The sequence below is a fragment of the Herminiimonas arsenitoxidans genome, from assembly GCF_900130075.1.
GTDB classification, from domain to species: domain Bacteria; phylum Pseudomonadota; class Gammaproteobacteria; order Burkholderiales; family Burkholderiaceae_D; genus Oxalicibacterium; species Oxalicibacterium arsenitoxidans.
In genome coordinates this window covers 1,401,241-1,424,240 of record NZ_LT671418.1, presented here as the reverse complement: position 1 = coordinate 1,424,240, position 23,000 = coordinate 1,401,241, and the positions used below count along the sequence as shown (strand labels likewise).

Annotated in this window: 18 protein-coding genes and 1 riboswitch; of the genes, 15 read left to right on the top strand and 3 right to left on the bottom strand. The window is 51.2% G+C overall.

Features of this window, described 5'->3' with window-relative positions; translation table 11 throughout:
* Window positions 1–435 precede the first annotated feature (435 nt).
* The 3 genes from BQ6873_RS06660 to BQ6873_RS06650 are packed head-to-tail and all read left to right on the top strand — an operon-like array spanning window position 436 to window position 5,529.
* Window positions 436–2,118: an efflux RND transporter periplasmic adaptor subunit gene (locus BQ6873_RS06660; protein ID WP_076591948.1), complete on the top strand. Its 1,683-nt coding sequence runs from the start codon at window positions 436–438 to the stop codon at window positions 2,116–2,118.
* Window positions 2,118–4,103: a MacB family efflux pump subunit gene (locus BQ6873_RS06655; protein ID WP_076591947.1), complete on the top strand. Its 1,986-nt coding sequence runs from the start codon at window positions 2,118–2,120 to the stop codon at window positions 4,101–4,103. The genes BQ6873_RS06660 and BQ6873_RS06655 overlap by 1 nt, the downstream gene beginning before the upstream one ends.
* A gap of 10 nt (window positions 4,104–4,113) precedes the next feature.
* Entirely contained in the window at window positions 4,114–5,529 is a 1,416-nt protein-coding gene (locus BQ6873_RS06650) for an efflux transporter outer membrane subunit (RefSeq protein WP_076593983.1), read from the top strand.
* Between the two features lie 38 nt (window positions 5,530–5,567).
* Here the strand turns inward: BQ6873_RS06650 and BQ6873_RS06645 are convergent, their stop codons facing one another.
* The gene (locus tag BQ6873_RS06645; RefSeq protein ID WP_076593982.1) at window positions 5,568–6,857 is read right to left on the bottom strand and encodes a purine-cytosine permease family protein; all 1,290 of its coding nucleotides are present in this window, start codon (window positions 6,855–6,857) and stop codon (window positions 5,568–5,570) included.
* A 50-nt stretch (window positions 6,858–6,907) separates the two neighbouring features.
* Window positions 6,908–7,007: riboswitch (TPP riboswitch) on the bottom strand.
* A 294-nt stretch (window positions 7,008–7,301) separates the two neighbouring features.
* Here BQ6873_RS06645 and BQ6873_RS06640 point away from each other — a divergent pair.
* Complete coding sequence (locus BQ6873_RS06640; protein WP_076591946.1) at window positions 7,302–8,210, top strand: methylglyoxal synthase; 909 nt, start codon at window positions 7,302–7,304, stop codon at window positions 8,208–8,210.
* Window positions 8,211–8,280: 70 nt separating this feature from the next.
* Here the strand turns inward: BQ6873_RS06640 and BQ6873_RS06635 are convergent, their stop codons facing one another.
* Window positions 8,281–9,093 (bottom strand): phosphate/phosphite/phosphonate ABC transporter substrate-binding protein, encoded by an 813-nt coding sequence (locus BQ6873_RS06635; RefSeq protein WP_076591945.1) that lies wholly within the window; start codon window positions 9,091–9,093, stop codon window positions 8,281–8,283.
* Between the two features lie 286 nt (window positions 9,094–9,379).
* Here BQ6873_RS06635 and BQ6873_RS06630 point away from each other — a divergent pair, with 286 nt between their 5' ends.
* From BQ6873_RS06630 to BQ6873_RS06610, 5 genes are all read left to right on the top strand, one after another.
* Window positions 9,380–9,868, top strand: coding sequence for a Signal transduction histidine kinase (locus BQ6873_RS06630; protein WP_076591944.1), 489 nt, complete (start codon window positions 9,380–9,382; stop codon window positions 9,866–9,868).
* Window positions 9,869–9,981: 113 nt separating this feature from the next.
* Window positions 9,982–10,407, top strand: coding sequence for a flagellar basal body-associated FliL family protein (locus tag BQ6873_RS06625; RefSeq protein ID WP_076591943.1), 426 nt, complete (start codon window positions 9,982–9,984; stop codon window positions 10,405–10,407).
* A gap of 77 nt (window positions 10,408–10,484) precedes the next feature.
* Window positions 10,485–10,697, top strand: a complete 213-nt coding sequence (locus BQ6873_RS06620; RefSeq protein WP_076591942.1) for a DUF1289 domain-containing protein — start codon at window positions 10,485–10,487, stop codon at window positions 10,695–10,697.
* Window positions 10,698–10,811: 114 nt separating this feature from the next.
* Entirely contained in the window at window positions 10,812–12,482 is a 1,671-nt protein-coding gene (locus BQ6873_RS06615) for a peptide chain release factor 3 (protein ID WP_076591941.1), read from the top strand.
* Window positions 12,483–12,636: 154 nt separating this feature from the next.
* Window positions 12,637–13,980, top strand: a complete 1,344-nt coding sequence (locus BQ6873_RS06610; RefSeq protein ID WP_076591940.1) for a TAXI family TRAP transporter solute-binding subunit — start codon at window positions 12,637–12,639, stop codon at window positions 13,978–13,980.
* Here the strand turns inward: BQ6873_RS06610 and BQ6873_RS06605 are convergent.
* Complete coding sequence (locus BQ6873_RS06605) at window positions 13,977–14,441, bottom strand: rhodanese-like domain-containing protein (RefSeq protein ID WP_076591939.1); 465 nt, start codon at window positions 14,439–14,441, stop codon at window positions 13,977–13,979. The genes BQ6873_RS06610 and BQ6873_RS06605 overlap by 4 nt on opposite strands.
* Before the next feature lie 109 nt (window positions 14,442–14,550).
* Here BQ6873_RS06605 and BQ6873_RS06600 point away from each other — a divergent pair, with 109 nt between their 5' ends.
* The 6 genes from BQ6873_RS06600 to aspT all read left to right on the top strand — a co-directional run bounded on the left by BQ6873_RS06600 (window position 14,551) and on the right by aspT (window position 22,990).
* Window positions 14,551–15,807, top strand: coding sequence for a putative Na+/H+ antiporter (locus BQ6873_RS06600; protein ID WP_076591938.1), 1,257 nt, complete (start codon window positions 14,551–14,553; stop codon window positions 15,805–15,807).
* A 308-nt stretch (window positions 15,808–16,115) separates the two neighbouring features.
* Window positions 16,116–17,531: a type I glutamate--ammonia ligase gene (gene glnA / locus BQ6873_RS06595; RefSeq protein WP_076591937.1), complete on the top strand. Its 1,416-nt coding sequence runs from the start codon at window positions 16,116–16,118 to the stop codon at window positions 17,529–17,531.
* Window positions 17,532–17,705: 174 nt separating this feature from the next.
* A complete protein-coding gene (locus BQ6873_RS06590; protein WP_076591936.1) occupies window positions 17,706–18,188 on the top strand; it encodes a DUF4124 domain-containing protein in 483 nt (160 codons plus the stop codon).
* A 60-nt stretch (window positions 18,189–18,248) separates the two neighbouring features.
* On the top strand, window positions 18,249–19,322 hold the full coding sequence (glnL, locus tag BQ6873_RS06585) for a nitrogen regulation protein NR(II) (RefSeq protein WP_076591935.1): 1,074 nt from the start codon (window positions 18,249–18,251) through the stop codon (window positions 19,320–19,322).
* Window positions 19,323–19,390: 68 nt separating this feature from the next.
* Window positions 19,391–20,911: a nitrogen regulation protein NR(I) gene (gene ntrC, locus BQ6873_RS06580; RefSeq protein WP_076591934.1), complete on the top strand. Its 1,521-nt coding sequence runs from the start codon at window positions 19,391–19,393 to the stop codon at window positions 20,909–20,911.
* A gap of 387 nt (window positions 20,912–21,298) precedes the next feature.
* Complete coding sequence (gene aspT, locus BQ6873_RS06575; protein WP_076591933.1) at window positions 21,299–22,990, top strand: aspartate-alanine antiporter; 1,692 nt, start codon at window positions 21,299–21,301, stop codon at window positions 22,988–22,990.
* Window positions 22,991–23,000 lie beyond the last annotated feature (10 nt).

Here is a 23,000-nt window from a genome sequence, read left to right as displayed (position 1 = left end):
GAAGAAATGGCGCTGAATGTTGAATGAACATTCAGCGCTATTTTTTTGTGTGCATCAGTCGTGCATGGACGTAAGAACGTGCTGTCATTTCGTTTCTTCTTCACAATTCTTTACCTTATGGAATCAGGGATTGTCTTGATAATCACCGGCAGACTCGTTATCGTTAGGCAACGTTGTTAGATGTTGTAGTCGATGCATCAACGATACCGCCAGCCATTCCATTCTTCCGGATAGCCAGCCCGTCCCGCTAAGGGCTCGCATAGGTTTTGCACTATTCGGAAAACATAGAAGTACCCACGTTGCTACACGATAGTTTGCGATTGTCGTCGTGTCATGCAGCTTGCTCCAGATTTGTTCCCGCGTCGTAGTCAGCAAGAGTAAGCGGCGCTTTCGCTCTCATTAAAATAATTATTTACACACTGAATGTCTCTGCCCATGAAGTCTTCATCCTTCCTTGCTGGCCTGCGCCAACGCCTCTTCAGTCGCTACTCTTTGATCGCCTTGCTGATAGTGCTGGTAGCCGGCCTTAGTTATTGGGGATGGCACAAGTTCTATGGCAAAAAAGATCCGCGTGAGACTTATCAAGTTGCGGAAGTGCAGCGCGGTGATATTCAAGACCTCGTGACGGCGACCGGAACGGTGCAGCCGCTCGAGTATGTGGACGTCGGTGCTCAAGTATCCGGTCAGTTGAAGAAGCTCCATATAGAAGTCGGCTCGGTAGTGAAAGAGGGCGATCTGTTGGCCGAAATTGATCCAACTGTTTTCCTCGCAACGGTAGATGCACGTCGCGCAGGTCTACGTAATCAACTCGCCACGATGAAAGATCGTGAGTCGCAACTGGCATTGGCGACCTTGCAATACAACCGGCAAAAGAACTTGATGGCGGCGGATGCGACGACTGCCGATTCACTGCAAACAGCTGAAGCAGCATTACGTTCAGCCAAAGCGCAGATCGATGCCTTGCAGGCACAGATCGAACAAACGCAATCGACATTGCGCGCAGACGAAGCCAATCTCAACTACGCAAAAATCTATGCGCCTATGACCGGTACAGTGGTTTCTCTGACTGCGCGTCAAGGCCAAACACTGAATGCCAATCAAGCTGCACCGACGATTTTGCGCATCGCTGATCTATCCACAATGACGGTGCAGACACAGGTATCGGAAGCGGAAGTTGGCAAGTTGCGTAAAGGGATGGAAGTCTATTTCACTACCTTGGGTAGCCAGGGACGTCGCTGGTACGGCGCGCTGCGTAAAGTCGAGCCGACACCAACCGTGACTAATAACGTCGTGTTGTACAACGCATTGTTCGACGTACCGAATAAGAATCAGGCATTGATGCCGAGTATGACAACGCAGGTGTTCTTTATCGCCGCGACTGCAAAAGATGTCTTGCTGGTGCCAACCGCTGCAGTAACGATTAGCCGCGGTTCCAGTGGTGCAAGCGGTCGTCGCGATCGTACAGAAACTGCTGATGCCAAATCGCATGATCGCAAAGACGCATCAGATAGTTCTGCACGTAGCAAAACAGATACGTCTAAAGCTCCGGCAGTAATTAACAAAGAGAGCGCGGGTAAATCCGACGACAAACCATTGGCGAATATGACGGCAGAAGAGCGCCGCTCAGCATTCGAAAAAATGACACCGGAAGAACGCGAAGCGATGCGTGAACGTCGCCGTGCAATGCGCGAAGGTGAAGATAAATCGGGTGCAGCAAACGTGGCACAAGCCGCTGCGGGTACAAACCAAGCTCCAAAAGCTAATGGCAAGTCTGCTACTGCAGAGAAAAGCGAGGCGCTTGCAGCTACTTCCAATATAGGTAGCCCTCCTGCTGATTCTTCCGCATCCACCAGTGGTTTTGCTGATCAAAGCACGACGCGTGCATCCCGCAGCGGTACGGTGAAAGTAATCACCAAGGATGGCAAGGTTGAGCAGCGCAAGGTAGAACTGGGCGTAACCAATCGGGTGCAGATGCAGGTATTGAGCGGTCTGGAAGAGGGCGATAGCGTGGTGATCGGCATGAAGCTGCCACCATCAACCAAGCGCCCTGTATCGGCTAACCAGCAAGGCGGCATGCCACCTGGCATGGGTGGACCAACGGCATCACGAGGTCGTTAATGAGTGAGGAAATTGTTTCTGGCCTTGCCGCAAACGGTGAGCGCGCGCATGACGAGACGCCGCTGATCGAATTGCGCGGCGTGACCAAGACTTACCGTAATGGTGGGCTTGAAGTAGAAGTGCTGCATGGCATAGATCTGAAAATCTATGAAGGCGAATTCGTCGCCATCATGGGGGCATCCGGTTCGGGCAAATCGACGCTGATGAATATACTCGGCTGTCTGGATAGGCCGACTACCGGTAGTTACTATTTCATGGGGCGCGATGTTTCCGGTTTCGATCGAGATGAGTTGGCATTGTTGCGGCGCGATGATTTCGGCTTCGTGTTCCAAAGTTATAACTTGATCGCGTCTGCCAGCGCAGCAGAAAACGTGGAAGTGCCGGCGATGTATTCCGGCTTGCCACCTGCCGAACGGCATGCACGTGCGCAAGCTTTGTTGGCCGAGCTGGGTTTGGCTGATCGCTCGCATCACAGACCGAATCAATTGTCCGGTGGTCAGCAGCAGCGGGTTTCGATTTCGCGCGCGCTGATGAATGGTGGTCGCATCATTCTCGCCGATGAACCGACTGGTGCGCTGGATAGCAAGAGCGGGCAGGATGTGATGAAGCTGCTGGCTGATTTGTCAGCACGTGGACACACAGTTCTACTGATTACGCATGCAAAAGAAGTAGCAGATCACGCGCAGCGATTGATTGAAATCAAGGACGGTCATATTTTGTCCGATCCCGGTCCAGCCAAGCAGTTGCCGATGCAGGCAGAGTTTGTACGGCCGGTGGTGGCAGGTGTGGGTTCACGTCTGACCGATATGCTGGAAGCGGCCAAGATGGCGCTGCGTTCGCTACGGGCAAATTTCTTCCGTTCGGTATTGACGCTGCTGGGTATTGTGATCGGTGTCGCATCGGTGATCGCGATGCTGGCGATTGGTGATGGTGCCAAGGCAGAAGTGGTGGAACGTATCAGTGCGATGGGTTCCAACTTGTTGCTGGTGCGACCAGGTGTGCCGAATCAGCGTGGCTTTAACAGTACGGCAACACTGGTGGTAGAAGATGTGCGCGCCATCGATGACTTGCCGAATGTGCTGGCGGCTGTGCCGGAACAAAGCAGTAGCGTGACTTTGCGTTTTGGTACTTCGGATACGTCTACCAGCGTAACGGGCACCTCAGCCAAATTTCCATTGGCGCGACAATGGCCGGTAGCGCAAGGCACCTTCTTCAGTGAAGAAGATGAATCGAATTACGCCGCTGTTGCGGTACTGGGAAAAACTACGGCGACGGCTTTGTTCGGTGAGGACAATCCTATCGGTGAATTTGTACTGGTCAATAATCTGCTGTTTCAAGTTGTAGGCGTCATGTCCGAGCGCGGCGCATCACCTATGGGTTCGGATCAGGATGATGTGGTGTTCGTGCCTTATTCAACCAGCAGTCTGCGTTTGTCCGGGCAACGCTATTTGCGCAATGTGACGGTAGCGGTAGAGAACGTGGAGCACATCGACGATACGCAGGAAGAAGTCGACAAGCTGCTGTTGGAACGCCACGGCACCGTCGATTACCAGATCCGCAATATGGCTTCCATCATGGAAGCGATGGAGCAGACACAAAACACTTTGACGATCTTGCTCGGTTCGATTGCCGCGATTTCCTTGCTGGTGGGCGGTATTGGCGTGATGAACATCATGCTGGTGTCCGTGACCGAGCGTACGCGGGAGATTGGTATTCGCATGGCGACTGGTGCGCGCGAGAGCAACATCATGCAGCAGTTCCTGATCGAAGCAGTGGTGGTGTCAGCAATTGGTGGTGCCATCGGTGTGATAGGGGGATTGGCGACGGCCGCCGTGATCGATGCCTTCGGCACGCCGATTAAATATTCGCCGACACCGGTCTTGCTCGCTTTTGGTTGCGCGTTCATGACGGGATTGGTGTTCGGTTATTTACCAGCTAAAAAAGCAGCGCAACTCGATCCTGTGGTTGCCTTGTCGGCAGAATGAAATGACATCCATGACTACACGTTTTATTTTCCGTCGTACTCGTCTCGCGCTTGCTGTTGCAGCGCTGATGACACTAAGCGCCTGCGCCAGCCGTATCGATGCAACGCGACCGAATCTTGAGTTGCCTGCGACCTGGGCCGAAGCATCGCCTGCCGGCATTGAATTGCAGCGCGACTGGTGGCGTGGCTTTGGCTCGGATGAGTTGTCTGGTTTGATCGATCAAGCTCTGGCTGCGAATCCGGATTTGAGCATCGCGGCAGAACGCGTGACGCAAGCAGAGATTACAGCACGTAGTGCCGGCGCATCCTTGTTCCCATTGCTGACTGTGAGTGCGAATACCAATGTGGGTTCTAACAAGCCGGGCCCCGTAAGTACCGGTTGGAACAAAACAGAAGGCTCCGGTGTGGCGCTCAGCGTGGCCTACGAGGTCGATGTCTGGGGTCGTGTTGCGGCGGTTGCCAGCGGTGCCAACGCATCGCTGAATGCCAGTCGCTACGATCTGGAAACAGTCAGACTGACGCTCACCACCGGCGTTGCGAATGCTTATTTCCAAACGTTGGCTTTGCGCGTGCGTTTGCGTGTTGCAGAGAACAATCTGGCGATTGCAGAAAAAGTGTATGCGATAGTCGAGGCGCGTTACCGCTATGGTTCTGCCTCAGCGTTGGATATGAGTCGCCAACGCGGCACTGTACTTACGCAGCGCAATACCTTGTTGCCTTTGCAGGTGCAGGAACGGCAAACAGTAAGTGCCTTGGCAATTTTGCTCGGACGTCAGCCGCAAGCCTTGCAGGTTGCTGCACAAAATTTGACTACGTTGAATGTGCCGGAGGTCAGCCCGGGTTTGCCGTCGACCTTGATTACACGCCGACCAGACATTGCCAGTGTAGAAGCGCAACTGTATGCGGCTGATGCCAACGTCGCAGCGGCGCGTGCCGCATTGTTGCCGACTATTTCATTAACAGGCGCTGCAGGTAATTCCAGTGCAGCTCTGTTGGCACTTGGTAATCCGGCGTATAGCGTGGGTCTTACCGCGTCCATCGTACAAACTTTATTCGATGGCAATCGCTTGCGTCTGCAAGTGGAAACCAGCGAATCGGTACGTCGTCAGTTGATTGAAAATTATCGCCGTACGGTTTATGCCTCGTTGAAAGAAGTCGATGATGCGCTCAGCAATGCGAGTCGTAATTTCGCCCAGGAGCAAGCGCAAATCGAAATCAAGAAAGAAGCAGAGCGCGCATTGAAATTATCTGAGCTGCGTTATCGCGAAGGCGCAGATGATTTGAATACATTACTGGATGCGCAACGTACCTTGTTCACGGCAGACGATACATTGGCACAACTGAGGTTGTTGCGCCTGACCGGTACCACCGATGTATTCAAAGCATTGGGTGGTGGCTGGAGCAGGCCGCAAGTCGAAGTGAAGTAATGAGGGATGGATGATGGAGAATATCCATCATCCATGGATCAAGCAGATTGCAATGCCGGGCGACGTGACATCCGGTAAATACTTCCCAGCAGCAGCGTGATTGTCAGACTAGGCAAAGCCGAACCGACTACCGGCCATAGAAGTGGGCAGATGTGGAAGGCCGCAATGCCGATCAGCCAGATGGCAACAGGTACAACATTCACACCTTTATCTGTCGCTTGTCCCTTCGCTGCCAATTGCGAAATAACGACGCCGAACAAGGGCACGAAGACCGAACTGAGCAAGAGCAGGAAAGGTTCCAGTCCGTGCATAGGCAGGAAGAGTGCGCAGCCGGTTGCGACCAAGGCGAGTGTAATACCCCAGAAGCGTATCGTGAATTTTCCATTCAGGAAATTGAGCGAGACCGATCCGGAATACACATCGCCGTAAGCGTTATCCATCTCATCGATCAGAATCAGACCTAGCGCAATTAAGCCGCCTTGTGCCAGCAACAAAGTCGTCATCAAATCAGCACCCGGATTGGACGTGCTGACGATCAATACGCCTAAGGCGTGACACCAGATATTCGCTACCGCAAAACCCAGCCATGTGCCGCGGAAGGTGCTGGCGCCGGCTTTACCATAACGCGCAAAATCAGCAACCAATGGCAACCACGACACTGGCATCGCCATCACCAGATCGATCCCGGCCAGCGTACTCATAGAACCATCACCGGATCTATTCCAGATCGCATCCAAACCTTGTACCTGCGCTTTCAAGACAAATTGATAGGTTAGCCAGATCAGCGAAAGAATAACCAAAGGCAGGCCGAAGCGGCCGACGAACCAACGTACCAAACCGATCATTGAACCGGTTGCAAGACCAACCAGTAGCAGGCCCCAGAACAGCGCCGTGACATATGGCAGCCAGATTGCGTCTATGCCTGTGATGTCCTTGATCAAGGCAGTCGTGCCGTCGCGCATGACGACCAATTCAAATGCGCTCCAGCCTATCAATTGAATGACGTTCAGAATCACTGGCAATTTGGCAAATGATGTGCCCAGGGTTTGGCACATCAGTACCGGGCTGGACAAGCCACGTTCAAATCCTATGTAGGCAACCAGACCGAGCAGGGCGGCACCGAGCAGAGAGCCGACGATAATGGCGAACAATGCTGTTTGCGTGCCGAGCGCGGTGCCAAGAAATGCGCCGATCTGCATGACGAGCAAGCCGACGCCGAGACTGAACCACAGCGCAGCGTGATCGCGGAAGGAAAAAACTCTGTCAGCCGCAGGAATAGGTGTGAAGGCAGCATTGCTTGCTGCCGCAGGTGCGTTTGGTAAAGCCATCATCGTCTTTCAAAATAGATGGCAGGTAAGCGGATTCGATGCCGGTGTACGGCGATGATTGTGTGCTTTCCTGCGCGAGAATTATCTCAATCAGGTTCAACGGGTATCTCTCACCCACGCATCAAATGCGCAGGACCCCGAGCCAAGAAGGTCAAACTGGGCGCTACTTTGAGCCAAAAACGAGGGATAGGCAAGTTGTATGTATCGGGGAAGTGGTTTGCCTGTAGGCGTGACGCGAAGATGGTTGCAGCAATTGCAGAAGAAAGTGTCGGGCCGCACGATAAAACAGGGAGGGGGAGCGGCCCGACGAAAACACATAAATACTGTATGTATGAACAGTATATTATCACAGATCAGGAATGTCACAAGTTATTCATCGACAGGCGATATACTTAAGTTGACGCACTGCAATGTTGCAGCGCTTAGCCTTTTTGACTGTTTAATATGCCTGCTTCTCGCCGTAATTTCCGCATTGGATTAGCCACTAGCCGCACTCACCAAGACGCTCGCGACTCCGCACTAGCCCTCTTACTCAATGGTAGCCGCGTTGCGATTGAAGAACATTTACAACCCGAATTAATCGTGGTCGGACGCACGCTGGATGCGATGGATCATCTCGGTTTGTTGAAAGATTATCCGCGTATCGAACGTTTTCCTTACGGCCGACATGGTGGTTTGATGAAACTGGTCTCGCGCGTGGTGGATAGTGATCCTGAGCGTCGATTGGATGCTGTCATTTACTTGATGGATCCGGTTGACCCTTCATCCACATTCCCGGAGGCGGTCGCTTTGAAGCGGCAATGCGTGATTCATGGCAAACCGTTTTTATCGACGCTGGCTAGCGCACGTGAATGGCTGGAGCTGGAATCGATCGCGATCGGCGCAGCGCCAAATCCTGAGCTGGATGCCACGTTCGATTTGAAGAATGAGGGTATTGCAATGATTGCCCACGATGCGATGAAAGATCGCATGCTGGACATCGCAGAGCGCCATTTTGAATTACTGGATCAATTCGGATTCCGTTGCGCGACTGGCACGACGGGGAGCTTGCTGAACAAGCTGGCGCAGAAAATCAAAGGTGAAGAAGCCGGTCGTAACTGGGTCAAACCTTATCTGAGTGGCCCGATGGGTGGTGATGCGCAGATCGCAGAATTGATACTGGATAGGCAGCAGTGTCGTCGTGTTTTGTTTTTGGAAGACCCGCATGTCGCGCGTCAGCATGAAGCGGATATCCAGTTACTGGAACGTGCGGCGCGCACGGTGACGGATTATGCGCTGTGTATCAGTAACGAGAAGTGCGGCGAGCGCTGGCTGGATTTGCTGGAGCAGCGCGTCAATTTATGTAGAAATTAAGCAGGTATGTTAAGAGCTGACATTTAGTAAAAAGGCCTACACGATCATCTCATCGTGAAGGCCTTTTTAATTACAGACCGAGGCGTGCAGTTGCTTCATCCATAGCAGTAGCATTCCATGGGACAAAGCCGGTCATGCCAATTTTGGATAAGGCATTTTTACCTGCTTCGTTTTCCGATAAATTCAGCAACAGGTTTTTGACTTTTTCGCGTTCTGCGTCGCTCAGTTTTTTCGAGGCCAGGAATTGCTTTATTGGAATCGGTTTTGTTTCGCCCAGAATGCGGCCGCCTTTGGCAACCCATGCTTTTGCGACACCGGCTGAACCGGTAACGCCGGCATCGACAAAGCCGTTTTCAATCATGAACGGTACGGCGTCTTGATAGCGAGTTGGTGTGTATGTTTTTTCCGGATTAGGGAAGCGTAATTCGTGCAGATTGGCGGTGAACATCACGGTGGTGATGGATTCCACCGATGGCACGCCGATTTTCTTGCCACGCAAATCCTGCATGGATTTCAATGGTGATGCTTGTGCAACCATCACGCGGGCGCGGTAATCAGTAAAGCCTTTGGCGGTGACCAGACCTTCATAACCGTTCTTTTTCACTGCCAGCAAACCGACATGGGCTGGGTGTATGAATGCCAGATCGTATTTACCTTCGGCCAAGCCTTTTTCAAATACCGCGTATTTATCGACGGTTTGCAGCTTCACATTCTGTTTCAGCTCTTTTGACAGCAATTGCAGAAGTGGCTTGTAACGCTCACTGGCTGGGCCGCCATCTTGGTAAGTCACACCTTCGTTTATGGCCAGGACCAGATCTTGTGCCGCTGCGGAATTAATGCCCGCCGCCAATACTGTCATTGCCAAAAGAGATGCGAGTTTCATAAGCGGCGCTCCGTATAGAATTGTTTTTATTGGGTAACTAAATGTAGTCTGAATGTTACATTAACAAATGTGTCGGATAATAGGTTTCTTGTAGCTCTAGATATAAATACGCAACAGTTTATTTAATTTATATCAATACATGGCGCCAAGACTGAGATAGACCGACATGATGTGATAGTGCTATGAGTGCCACATGTAAGTAGTACGTATTTGTTCGATGCAAGTAGTTAGTCAGGTTGTTTGCTTATTTTTTCGATGTGCCAACAAAGAAAGGAGCGAGACCACTATGCAGATTCGTACTTTGTTTTTCGTTATCATCCTTGGAGCCATCGGCGCGCTTGCCGCGTTGAATTGGAATACGTTCAATACACCAACCGAACTCTGGCTTGGTGTGACAACCGTACAGGCGCCGCTGGGTTTGGTCATGTTGGGATTGACCGCCTTGCTCACGTTTTACTTCCTGGTCTGTATCCTTTACCTGCAATCTTCCGTCATGCTGGAAGCACGGCGTCATGCGAAGGAATTGCAAAACAGCCGTGAACTGGAAGCCTCTCGTTTTAGCGAATTGCATCGTTTCATAGATGAGAAAACACAAACGGTTGTGAAGCAGGATGCCGATGAGCAGACTGCACTCATAGAAAGATTGGAAAAGCTCGAAACCGGTGTCGTTGCAGCAGTCGAACAATCCGGTAATACATTGGCCGCTTATATTGGCGAGTTGGAAGATCGGCTGGAACGCGGTGGTAATACGATCACGCCAAGTCGGCCTGCATAACTAGTTACATTGTTAAATCGTCATGATTGTGAATTGCTGAGGCAAGAACACGATTTCGGGATGCGACATCAGTTAAACTAGCAGCTAGTCATTTTTCTTCCCGAAATCTTCTTATGGTCAAAACCAAGCAATCCGGCAATCTGTTGATCACGATACTTGGTGGCACGCTGGCTATCGGAGCGGTTGTCGCTATCGGGATTGCGATTGCATGGTTTTATTTCAAGCCTAGTGCGCAGCAGTTAAGTCCTATCGCGTATTCCAATTTTGGTCCGATGGTGGTGCGTTCTTCGCAACTTTCGATCAAGGCTACCGTTGCGTTGCAAACGCATAAGGAAGACGCTGCATGGGTACAGCGCAACAAGGCGGCCTTGGATGTTGCCTTGCAGGCAGCGCTGGCCAATGTCGATTCGCAACGCGTGAGAACGCCGGAAGGCGCTGCATACGTGCAAGAAATGTTGCGCGATGTGGCGAATGCAACCCTCAAGACACGCAGCGTTCAGGAAGTGTTGTTGACTGATTACATCGTTCAGTCGAACTGATTCTGGACGCATCAATAGCAATATGCGCATGACGCTTCAGGCGTCGGCGATATAAAGAGTCATCGAATATTTTCAGTATGAGTAACGCAGATAATCCTTCCGACCTGCCGCGTAGTGCATTGCGGCCCGATTCGCCTTGTGCAGGCTATTGCTCGACTTCGCATGGCGATGAAGTCTGCAAAGGCTGTGGCAGAACCTTCGACGAAGTGATCAATTGGATCATTTACGATGATGACGAGAAAGCCGCCGTATGGGCACGTCTAGAGGCTGCGGGATTGGTAAAACGTTAAGTATTCTGCATTTGAAGCATCCCGTCGTTCCTTAAAATCCCCGTCAGTCATAGACGCATTAGACTTCAAGGCCAAGAGTCGGTAGACTTTAGGCCTTTTTCCAAGGGCTACTCCATGTCCGCCGCGCCCGAATTACCAAGTTCCGATTCCGCTGAAGTAGAAGCGTTTGAATCGCGCACAGTTTCTTCTGAATTGATTACCAGCGAAGTTGCGCGTCGACGCACCTTCGGCATCATCTCGCATCCGGATGCGGGTAAAACCACGCTGACTGAAAAACTGCTGCTGTTCTCCGGCGCGATTCAGCTCGCCGGTACCGTCAAGGGACGCAAGAGCGGACGCCATGCAACGTCCGACTGGATGGAAATCGAAAAGCAGCGCGGCATTTCTGTCGCCAGCTCGGTCATGCAGTTCGAATACCGCGATCACGTCGTCAATTTGCTCGACACCCCAGGTCACCAGGATTTCTCGGAAGATACCTATCGCGTGTTGACGGCGGTCGATTCCGCCTTGATGGTGATTGATGCCGCCAAAGGTGTAGAGACGCAGACGATCAAGTTGCTCAATGTTTGCCGTATGCGCAACACGCCTATCATCACGTTCATGAACAAGCTGGATCGTGAAACACGCGATCCGCTGGAATTGCTGGATGAGCTGGAATCGGTACTCAAGATCGAATGCGCGCCGGTTACCTGGCCGATTGGTATGGGTAAGAATTTCCGCGGCGTGTATCACTTGTTGCGCGATGAAATCATGTTGTTCGCACCGGGCAGCGAGAAGGCGGATCAGACGTTTGAAGTCGTCAAAGGTATCGACAATCCGCGTCTGGCAGAAATGTTCCCGCAAGAGATCGAACAATTGAAGATGGAAGTAGAACTGGTGCATGGCGCTTCGCATCCGTTTGAACTGGACGCCTTCTTGAACGGTACGCGTACGCCGGTCTTCTTCGGCTCCGCGATCAATAACTTCGGTGTACGTGAAATTCTGAATGCCTTGCTGGATTGGGCGCAGCCGCCGCGTGAGCGTGATGCGACTGTGCGTGCCGTCAAGCCGACTGAATTGCCGTTCTCCGGTTTTGTCTTCAAGATTCAAGCCAATATGGATCCAGCACATCGCGATCGTATTGCCTTCTTGCGCGTATGTTCCGGCCGCTTCGAACGTGGCATGAAGATCAAGCATTTGCGCCTCAATCGCGAGATCAAGGTGTCCAGCGTGGTGACCTTCATGGCATCGAGCCGCGAGCAAGTTGAAGAAGCTTACGCCGGCGATATTATCGGCTTGCCGAATCACGGCAATATGCAGATCGGTGACAGTTTTTCCGAAGGCGAATTGCTGCAGTTCACTGGTATTCCTTACTTCGCGCCAGACTTCTTCCGTTCAGTACGCATCCGTAATCCGCTGAAGATCAAACAGTTGCACAAGGGTTTGCAGCAGTTGGGTGAAGAGGGCGCGATTCAAGTGTTCAAACCGGTCAACAGCAGCGATCTGATTTTGGGTGGCGTCGGCGTACTGCAATTTGAAGTGGTTGCGAGCCGCTTGATGAATGAGTACGGCGTCGATGCCGTATTTGAAGGTACCAGCATCAGCAGCGCACGCTGGATTACTTGCGACGACAAGAAGATGCTGGCTGATTTTGAAAAATCATCTGCCGGTCATAATCTGGCCCACGACGCTGCTGGCAATCTGGCCTATCTGGCCAGTTCCGGTGTCAATCTGCGACTGACGCAAGAGCGTTGGCCTGCGGTTACTTTCCACGAAACACGTGAACACGCAGTCAAGCTTGCCTGATTGAATGTCTCGCATCCCATCGTTGCCGCGTAGCGATGGGATGATTCTCTTACTCCCGTTCCATATAACTGCTGATAGGCAAGACAGTATGCTGTGCTTGCTTCATTCGTGCATTCTTGGCATCGTGTAGCCAATTGTTTGTAATAGGAACGACATGCCGAAAATTTTCAAATTCACTCAATTTTCCTTGCGCGACTTGATCGTCACTGCCGGGCCGATGACGGTTCTGGTCATTGCGCTCTGTTATGTCGCTTACCGCTTGGTCGATCCTACGCCGCCAACGCATGTAACGTTGGCGACCGGACAGGAAAACAGTGCTTATGAAGAATTCGGTAAAAAGTATGCCGCGGCCTTGGGTAAATTCGGTATCAAGGTGACGTTGGCACCATCACTGGGTTCGCAGGAAAATCTGCAGCGTTTGATGGATCCTGATTCGGATGTCGACATTGCATTTGTGCAAAGTGGTTCGATAGATCAGGAAGCGGCGAAGGAAGCCGGACTGGTCTCGTTGGGCAGCTTGTTCACGGAGCCGATCTGGTTGTTTTATCGTGAGAGCAAGCACATCACGCAGTTGACGCAATTGAAGGGATTGCGCGTCAATGTCGGGCCGGAGGGAACTGGTGTGCCGAAGTTGTTCAAGACCATTCTGTCGGTCAACGGTTTGGAACCGAGCGATGTAAAGATCAAGCAATTGGAAAATACGCCCGCTACGGTTGAGTTGCTGGCAGGGCGTATTGATGCGCTCGTTTTTAGTTCGGCACCGGATGCCTTGCTGATACAGATGTTGTTGCAGACACCGGGCATCAAGCTTTTTGACTTCACGCAGGCAGAAGCGTATTCGCGTCGCTTCCCTTATTTATCGCATGTCATTTTGCCGCGCGGGATAGTCGATTTGGGCAAGGATTTGCCACCGAAAAATTATCACTTGATCGCACCGACGGCGACCTTGGTAGCACGCGAAGATTTGCATCCGGCTTTGATCGATTTATTCGTGCAAGCGGCCGCGACAATACACGGTGGTGCCGGTTGGTTCCGCAAGCAGGGAGAATTCCCTAATGCGAGTTACACGGAAATTCCAGTTGTGCCTGAGGCCGAAAAATTCTATCGCAATGGTCCGCCATTTTTGCAACGCTATATGTCGTTCTGGCTGGCCAATTTCTTTGAGCGCATGTGGGTGGTGATTGTGGCACTAGGTGCATTGATCTTGCCGTTGTCGCGCATCGTACCGCCGCTCTATGTATGGAAGGTGCGCTCACGCGTGTATCGCTGGTATGGGCAATTGCGTACCGTCGAACAAGTGATTGAGGATGTGCCACCGGAACAGCGTGCGACTGTTTATCCGGCACAGTTGCAGCGTTTGAAAGAGATAGAGGAGAAGGTGAATCAGATCTCGATTCCGCTTTCGTTCGCGGATGAGTTATATCGCTTGCGCAGCCATATCAATCTGGTGCGCAAGCGTATCTTGTGGCTGAGTGAAGCTAAAGCCGAAGCGGCTTAAGCGCCTATCCAGGGCAAGCCTGCCTTGCACCAGCCGTTGACATTTTTGCGATGGCCATCGGCATCTTTATCGCCTTCAAAACCTTCCAGTACATCGAAGGAATTGGCATAGCCGTTTTCTGTTGCCAGCTTGGCGGCGTGGCGTGAACGTACGGCACCGCGGCAGAGAAAGAGCAGGACGGTATCTTTATCTGCAACTTGTTCCAGTTGCGGCAAAAAATCCGGGTTGGGTATCCCGCCCGGATACAGATTCCATTGCACAGCCGTATGTTGTTCCGCCGCGATGTCCGGACGACCGATCCAGTCGCGTTCAGCAGTTGTGCGCACATCGACCAATTTGACCTTGGGATCGTTTTGCAACAGGGCGTAGGCTTCTTGTGGCGTAAGAGCGCCAGCATAAGGTAATTGATTTGCCTCGCCGCGCGCACGCGCAGTAGCGAGAATGTCAGCAGAAGTTGTCATGATGTAGATTCGGGTTGATGGTGCGACTTATTATAGATGAGCACTTGTTTGTAAGTTTGCCGTAGCTACGCATTGTTATAATCGTCGTTCACGTCAATCAGGTAATCCCATGACTACTATCCAGTTTATCGCAGCGATTATCTTTGGCATCGCGCTCATACATACTTTCGCGGCAAAATCCTTTGAGCGTCTCGCGCATCATCATCCCAAACATGCAGGCTTGTTGCATCTATTAGGCGAGATCGAAGTCGTCTTTGGCTTCTGGGCTTTTGTCCTGATCGTGGTGATGGCGCTGGTATCTGGTGGCACGGCTGCGCTGGATTATGCGGAGTCTCGACAATATACCGAGCCGCTGTTTGTCTTCGTGATCATGGTGATCGCCGCTTCGCGACCAGTGCTGGAAATCGTCAAATCACTGATTGCGACGATTGCGCGTGTCGCCCCTTTGAATACAGCCATTGCGCATGTGTGGTTGTGCATGGCGCTGGTGCCCTTGATAGGCTCATTGATTACCGAACCTGCAGCGATGACGCTGGCTGCCCTGATGCTGGCTCCGCTGGTATTTCGTCCAGGTATTCCTGAGTGGTTGAAGTACGGTGCGCTTGGTGTGCTCTTCGTCAATATCTCGATTGGCGGTACCTTGACGTCGTTTGCTGCTCCACCTGTGTTGATGGTGGCGACCACATGGAGCTGGGATAGTGCATTCATGGCGGCTAATTTCGGTTGGAAGGCCGCGCTTGCAGTGTTGATCAATGCGACTGGCATTACGTTCCTGTTGCGTTCCTATATCAAGAAAGCTGATGCGGAAGGTAATGAGCAGAGTGCGGAAGCCGGCATGCCTTTGATCGTCAGTCTGGTGCACCTCGCATTTTTGTGCGGTGTGGTGGTGTTTGCGCATCACCCGGTGATTTTTATTGGTCTGTTCCTGTTTTTCCTCGGATTTACGAAAGCGTATGAACAGTTCCAAAGTCCGCTGATTTTGAAAGAAGGCTTGCTGGTCGGATTCTTCCTGGCCGGTTTGGTAGTCTTGGGTGGCATGCAGCAATGGTGGTTGCAGCCTATCGTTGCCAGCCTTGAGCCGACGGCACTGTTCTTTGGTGCACTGGGTTTGACGGCAATTACCGATAATGCTGCGCTGACCTATTTAGGCTCTCTGATCGAAGGGATGTCTGATGCGGCTAAATACATGCTGGTTGCCGGTGCAGTTGCCGGCGGCGGTTTGACAGTGATCGCTAACGCGCCGAATCCGGCAGGTGTGGCTTTATTACGTCAAGGCTTCGAAGATCAATCTATCGGCATGCTCGGTTTATTGCTTGGTGCTCTTTTGCCAACAGCTGTTGCCGTCGTTTTCTTCCTTGCTCTTTAGTTGCATCAAAATAGTGCGTTCATTCAGTTTTTCCAATGATTTGCACTTTTAAGGTGCTTAATTAAGATGATTCACCAAAATGGTGAATCATCTTTCTCGCCAGAAGATCGCCTGCATGCTCCAAAAGAGCGCTTAGCCCGTAAACACAGGCTGCTCCAGCAAGGTGCGCTCATATATTTTTGCTGAAGATGGTGGCATGGAATCTGCTATCATTTCGGGCGAGTTATGGACACATGCTGTTAGTACACGCACGTCTCACAACCCATTTACTAATTCTGTATTACTTTGCTCAATTTTAGGAGATTCGCATGGCAATGACGGCAGCAGAGGTCTTGAAGATGGTGAAAGACAACGAAGTTAAATTCGTTGATTTTCGCTTTGCTGACACACGCGGTAAAGAACAGCACGTCACTGTGCCAGTTTCGCATTTCGACATGGATAAATTTGAATCCGGTCATGCGTTTGACGGTTCCTCCATCGCTGGTTGGAAAGGTATCGAATCATCCGACATGTTGTTGATGCCGGATCCGAACACCGCAAACATCGACCCATTCTTCGAAGAAACCACACTGTTCATGCAGTGCGACGTGATCGAACCATCGGACGGCAAAGGCTACGATCGTGACCCACGTTCGATCGCTAAACGCGCTGAAGCGTATTTGAAATCCTCCGGCTTGGGCGACACCGCTTACTTCGGTCCAGAACCAGAATTCTTCATTTTCGACAGCATCCGCTGGAAAATCGGCATGGACGGCTGCTTCGTCAAGATCGATTCGGAAGAAGCATCGTGGAGCACCGGCGAGAAGCTTGAAGGCGGTAACACAGGTCACCGTCCTACAGTTAAAGGCGGCTACTTCCCAGTGCCACCAGTCGACAGCTTCCAAGACATGCGTTCGGAAATGTGCTTGATCCTGGAATCCCTCGGCATTCCAGTTGAAGTACATCACCACGAAGTTGCTGGCGCTGGTCAAAACGAAATCGGCAGCAAATTCTCGACTCTGGTTGAGCGCGCTGACTGGACCCAGAACCTGAAATACGTTGTTTGGAACGTGGCGCATACCTACGGCAAAACAGCGACTTTCATGCCTAAACCTATCGTTGGCGACAACGGTTCGGGCATGCACGTGCATCAATCGGTCTGGAAAGACGGCAAAAACTTGTTCGCTGGCGACGGCTATGCAGGCTTGTCCGATTTCGCTCTGTACTACATCGGCGGCATCATCAAACATGCTAAAGCATTGAACGCGATTACCAATCCAGGTACCAACTCGTACAAACGTTTGGTTCCAGGCTTTGAAGCTCCGGTCAAATTGGCTTACTCGGCACGTAACCGTTCCGCTTCGATCCGTATCCCACACGTATCGAATCCTAAAGGTCGCCGCGTTGAAGCGCGTTTCCCAGATCCACTGGCTAACCCATACCTGTGCTTCTCAGCGTTGCTGATGGCAGGTTTGGACGGCGTACAGAACAAGATCCATCCAGGCGAAGCAGCCTCGAAAGACTTGTACCACTTGCCACCAGAAGAAGATGCATTGATCCCAACAGTCTGTGCTTCGCTGGAAGAAGCATTGGACGCGTTGAACAAAGACCGCGAGTTCTTGACTCGTGGCGGCGTGTTCAGCGACGGCATGATCGATGCGTACATTGAATTGAAAATGCAAGAAGTTCAACGCTTCCGCATGACTGCTCACCCAGTCGAATACGATATGTACTACTCGCTGTAATCAATCTTTTGATTGTTACCGCAAGGTGAAAAAAGGCGGGAGGAGCGTAAGCTTTTCCCGCCTTTTTTATTGATCTGTTGCTAGTACGCAGTAAACTGGCGATCAGTGTTTGTCAGGCTTGAATTGTTGCCCTAAACTAAGAACCCGATTTAACAGTTTCAAAAAAGAAAGTCTATGAAACGTCAACTCGCAGTCCTGTTTCTCTCTTCCATCGTATTTTCCGCCTATGCGCAAAATGATGTCTATCTGTGTATAGATAGCAATGGCAACCGTGAGTACAAAAATACCGGCCCTACCAATAAATGCAAAAAGGTCGATTTGCCCGGCGTGAGTACAGTTCCGGCGGCAAAAAAGCCAGCCACACAGCAGACGGCAGTAGCCAAGCCATCCTCTCCTAGCGATTTCCCTCGTGTAGACAATACAATTCAAAAAGCGCGTGATAGCGATCGCCGCCAGATTCTGCAGGATGAGATGCGCGCCGAGGAACAAAAACTGGCTGATATTCGCCGCGAATACAATAATGGTGAGCCGGAGCGTCGTGGTGACGAGCGTAATTATGCAAAATACCAGGAGCGCACAGCTACGCTGAAGGATGATCTTGCTCGTTCAGAGAAGAATGTAGAAGCATTGAAGCGTGAACTCGGCAACCTGAAATAACATCGGTACGATGTTTGCTTGGATCAGGCCGCATAGTGCGGCCTTTCTTTTTGGATTCCTGTGAAAAAACCTTTAATAGCTTTAGATGGTCTCGATTTATTAGCGTCAGCCGTTCTTGTTCTACGTGCGGATAGCGAGATTGCGTATGCCAATCCGGCAGCAGAAATTTTGCTGGAAAGCTCAAGCAAGGCACTGACAAATCATAAGTTGAATGAACTCTTCATCAATTGTCATGAACTGGAACAAGTATTCCAGGAAGCTCTAGAGCATCAATTCGCCGACAAGCGACTGGATTTGGTCCTGGAGCGTATGGGACGTGACCCTTTACAAGTGCATATTGTGTTCTCTGTGCTGGATAGTGCGGAGACGCCGGTATTGATAGAGCTGCGTGAGAACGTGCAGCAACTGAAGCTGGATAGAGAAGAGCGTTTGCTCGATCAGAGTCAGGCCAATAAAGAGTTGATTCGTAATCTCGCGCATGAGATCAAAAATCCGCTGGGCGGCATACGTGGCGCAGCGCAGTTGCTGGAACTGGAGCTACCGGAGCGGCATCTAAAAGAATTCCGCGAATATACGCAAGTCATCATCAAGGAAGCAGATCGCCTGCAAACGCTGGTGGATAGACTGCTGGCACCGCATCGCAGCCCGCATATCGTTGGCGATGTGAATATCCATGAAGTGTGTGAGCGCGTACGTAGCCTGATTGTGTCTGAATTCCCGAATGGCTTGAAGATCAAACGTGATTACGATCTGTCGGTGCCAGAATTCCGTGGTGACAAGGAGCAACTGATACAAGCGGTATTGAATATTGCACACAATGCGGCGCAAGTGCTTTCCGCACGCATGAAAGCCGGTGATGCCGAGTTGACTTTGCGTACGCGTATTGCGCGACAAGTGACGCTAAACAAGGTCCGATACCGGCTGGCATTAGACTTGCATATCATCGATAACGGACCGGGCATCCCGCCTGACATCCGCGATCGTATTTTTTATCCTTTGGTCTCGGGCCGGGATGGCGGTAGTGGGTTAGGGTTGACGCTGGCACAGACATTCGTACAGCAACATATGGGTTTGATCGAATGCGAGAGCCGGCCGGGATGTACGGATTTCAGAATTTTGATTCCATTGCCATGAGCAGCTTGAGCTCGAAGTTGGCGATGGATCTATAAACCTAGCCACATGACGCGGGACACTATAAACATATGAAACCAATCTGGATTGTTGATGACGACGAGTCGATCCGCTGGGTCCTTGAAAAAGCGCTGGCGCGCGAAAATCTTCCAACCAAAAGTTTTTCCAATGCACGTGATGCACTGGAGGCTTTAAAAACCGGTGCGCCGCAAGTATTGGTTTCCGATATCCGCATGCCTGGGGAATCTGGTCTCGAATTACTGCAAGCCGTTAAAGCCAAACATCCTGGCTTGCCTGTCATCATCATTACTGCATTCTCCGATCTGGATTCTGCAGTTGCAGCATTCCAAGGTGGCGCGTTTGAATATCTGGCCAAGCCATTTGATATTGACCATGCAGTTGGATTGATACGTCGCGCATTGGAAGAAAGTCTGCGCGAAACCAGCGTCGAACAAGTGTCGGCCGAGACGCCAGAAATTTTGGGACAAGCACCGGCGATGCAAGACGTCTTCCGCGCCATCGGTCGTTTGTCACAATCGAATGTAACGGTGTTGATCACAGGTGAATCCGGTTCTGGTAAAGAATTGGTGGCCCGTGCTTTGCATAAACACAGCCCACGCGCATCACAACCTTTCATCGCATTGAATACAGCAGCGATTCCTAAGGATTTGCTGGAATCAGAATTGTTTGGTCATGAGCGCGGTGCTTTTACCGGTGCACAAGCAACACGTCGTGGTCGCTTTGAACAAGCAGAGAACGGTACTTTGTTCCTGGATGAAATCGGCGATATGCCTTTTGACTTGCAAACACGTTTGCTGCGTGTGCTGTCCGATGGTCATTTCTATCGCGTCGGTGGTCACCAACCTTTGAAGGCGAATGTACGCGTGATCGCTGCAACGCATCAGAATCTGGAACATCGCGTGCGCGAAGGTTTGTTCCGCGAAGATTTGTATCATCGCTTGAATGTGATTCGCTTGCGCCTGCCTAGCTTGCGCGAACGTCGCGAAGATATTCCTATCTTGACGCGTCACTTCCTGCAACAAAGTGCGAAGCAATTGGGCGTGGAAGTCAAACGCATGTCCGAAGGTGCGATGCAATTCCTGAGCAGTCTGGAATTGCCAGGTAACGTGCGTCAGTTGGAGAACTTGTGCAACTGGATCACGGTGATGGCACCGGGTCAAACAGTAGAAGCCAAGGATTTGCCGAACGAGTTGACGGAAGGCCAGGCCTTTGCGGCATCTACATTAGCTACACTTCCTGCAAGTCCACCTGCTGGCAATACGTATCACGCGCTGGACGAGAGTACGAATTCCAGCAATGGCTATCAAGCTGCTGCTGTACCGAGTAGTGCGCCAGTAGAAGCGAGTAGCTGGATATCGTTGCTGGAAGCTGAAGCAGCTGCTTTGCTGGCTGCCGGGCAGCCGGAAGTGATGGATGCTCTGGGTCGTCAATTTGAATCAACCTTGATCAAGACCGCTTTGAAACATACACATGGTCGCAAGAACGATGCGGCCGTGCGTTTGGGTATTGGTCGTAATACCATCACACGCAAAATTCATGAGCTGGGTATAGATGGCGCAAAGGATGACTAATTGTCTTAGATGAAATGCGTATTGTCTGAGAATCCAAACTCTGCTATCGCATAAGACTTTTAAGTAGCATGTACAGAGAGAAACGAGCTGCCGTATAGGTCGCTCGTTTTTTTTATTTATGAAATGTATGTGATATCAGTCATTCTCGCGAATTTACCTTTAACAAGGCAATATGATAGGCTTGCCGAAATCAGTTCTGTGTATGCAGTACTTGTTGTTGACGTGAGCAAGAGAATACGGGTTTGGGTTGGAGGCAGTGAACTATCCTGAACCAAGACGTTTAAGTGCAGCTTTCTATTGGTGGAGATAGGGCGATATAGAGTGCAGTGGGAGCTTCATGCTCCCTAGTCATTTTGTAGCAACCCTGCGAATTCGAAAGAAGTGCCTATGCTCGGTTCGATAACGGACACACTGCGGCAGGTTCCCGAAATTGCCTTGTTCCTTTCCCTCGCGATTGGCTATGGCGTGGGACAGATCAAATTCGGTCCAATTCAATTGGGCGGTGTTTGCGGCACGCTGATTGCGGCGCTATTCATCGGGCAGCTAGGCATCGCGCTGGATGCCGGCGTCAAAAATGTTTTCTTCATGTTGTTCATCTTCGCCCTTGGTTATGCTGGTGGCGCTCAGTTTTTCTCCAATCTGAATCTCAAAGGCTTGCGCCTCGGTTTGTTGTGTCTGATCGAAGTGGTCGTTGTGTTGGCATTGGTGCTGACGGCGACTTATTTTCTGAATCTTGATGCGGGTACTGCTGCCGGCATGATGGCAGGGGCTGCCACCGAATCTGCTGTCGTTGGTACGGCTACCGATGCCATTTCCAAACTGGCTTTGCCTGCGGCAGAAATTCAGCAATTGCAGGCCAATGTCGTTACCGCTTATTCCATTACTTATATCTTTGGTCTGATTACGATAGTCATCGTAACGAGTCAGATTTTTCCATTGCTGTTGCGGATCAATTTGCGTGAAGAAGCCGACAAATTGTGGACGCAGATGGGCGGCAAAGAAACCTCGACCGATGAAGTGAGTGCTACACCTGCAATGGTCGGTCGTGTTTACCGGATTGATGTTGGTGCTGGTCGCAGCGTCGCAGAATTGCATGATTTGTTTGCAGGGCAAGCCAGCATAGAGCGTGTGCGCCGTGCCGGACATAGACTAACGATTGCGCCAACTTTAGTACTGCATAGCGGAGATGAAGTGCTGGTGATCGGTAATCGACACACATTGGTAACAGCCGCTTCTTTGTTGGGGATGGAGTTTGCTGATACTGCCGGCTTGAATATGGCCGTGCAAACCATAGAAGCGCTGCTAGAAAACAAAGCATTGGTCGGCAGGCATTTACGTGATATCGGATTGCCGATTGGTATGCATGTCGCAGGGGTAGTGCGTGGTGAATATCATTTGCCACCTTTGCCTGATCTGGAATTGCAATTGGATGACGTGATCCAATTGTATGGATCAGCTAACGCAAAAGCATCAGCAACTGAGGAAGCTATATCGCTGATCGGTGTGCATCTGGAAAGAGGCGATCGCAGCAATATTGTGTACGCCGGACTAGGTATTGTATTGGGCGTGTTGATAGGCAGCTTCAGCATCAAGTTGGGTGGAATTCCATTCTCGCTTGGTACGGGCGGCGGCGCTTTGCTGACGGGTTTGTTTTTCGGTTGGTATCAATCCAAGCATCCTGCCTTGCAGGGTATACATCCCGATGCATTGGCGTTGATGAAAGACATAGGCTTGGCCAGTTTTATTGCCTGTGTTGGTCTGGCTTCAGGGCCACAGGCCATTACCTTGATCAAGCAATATGGCATTGCCTTGCCCTTGCTGGGCATCGCGATTGCAGTCATGCCTGCATCCATTTCCTTATTGGTTGGTCACTTTATTCTCAAGCTGGAAGCACCGATATTGCTGGGCGCAATCGCCGGTCAGCAATGCAGCACACCAGCCTTGAGTGCGGTACAAAACGCCGCTGGCAATTCCACACCTCTTCTTGGTTACACCATTACTTATGCGATTTCCAACGTAGTCTTGCCCTTGATGGGGCCGTTGATTGTGGGGCTCGTTGGATTGCTCCATCGACAGTGATTTTTCCTAT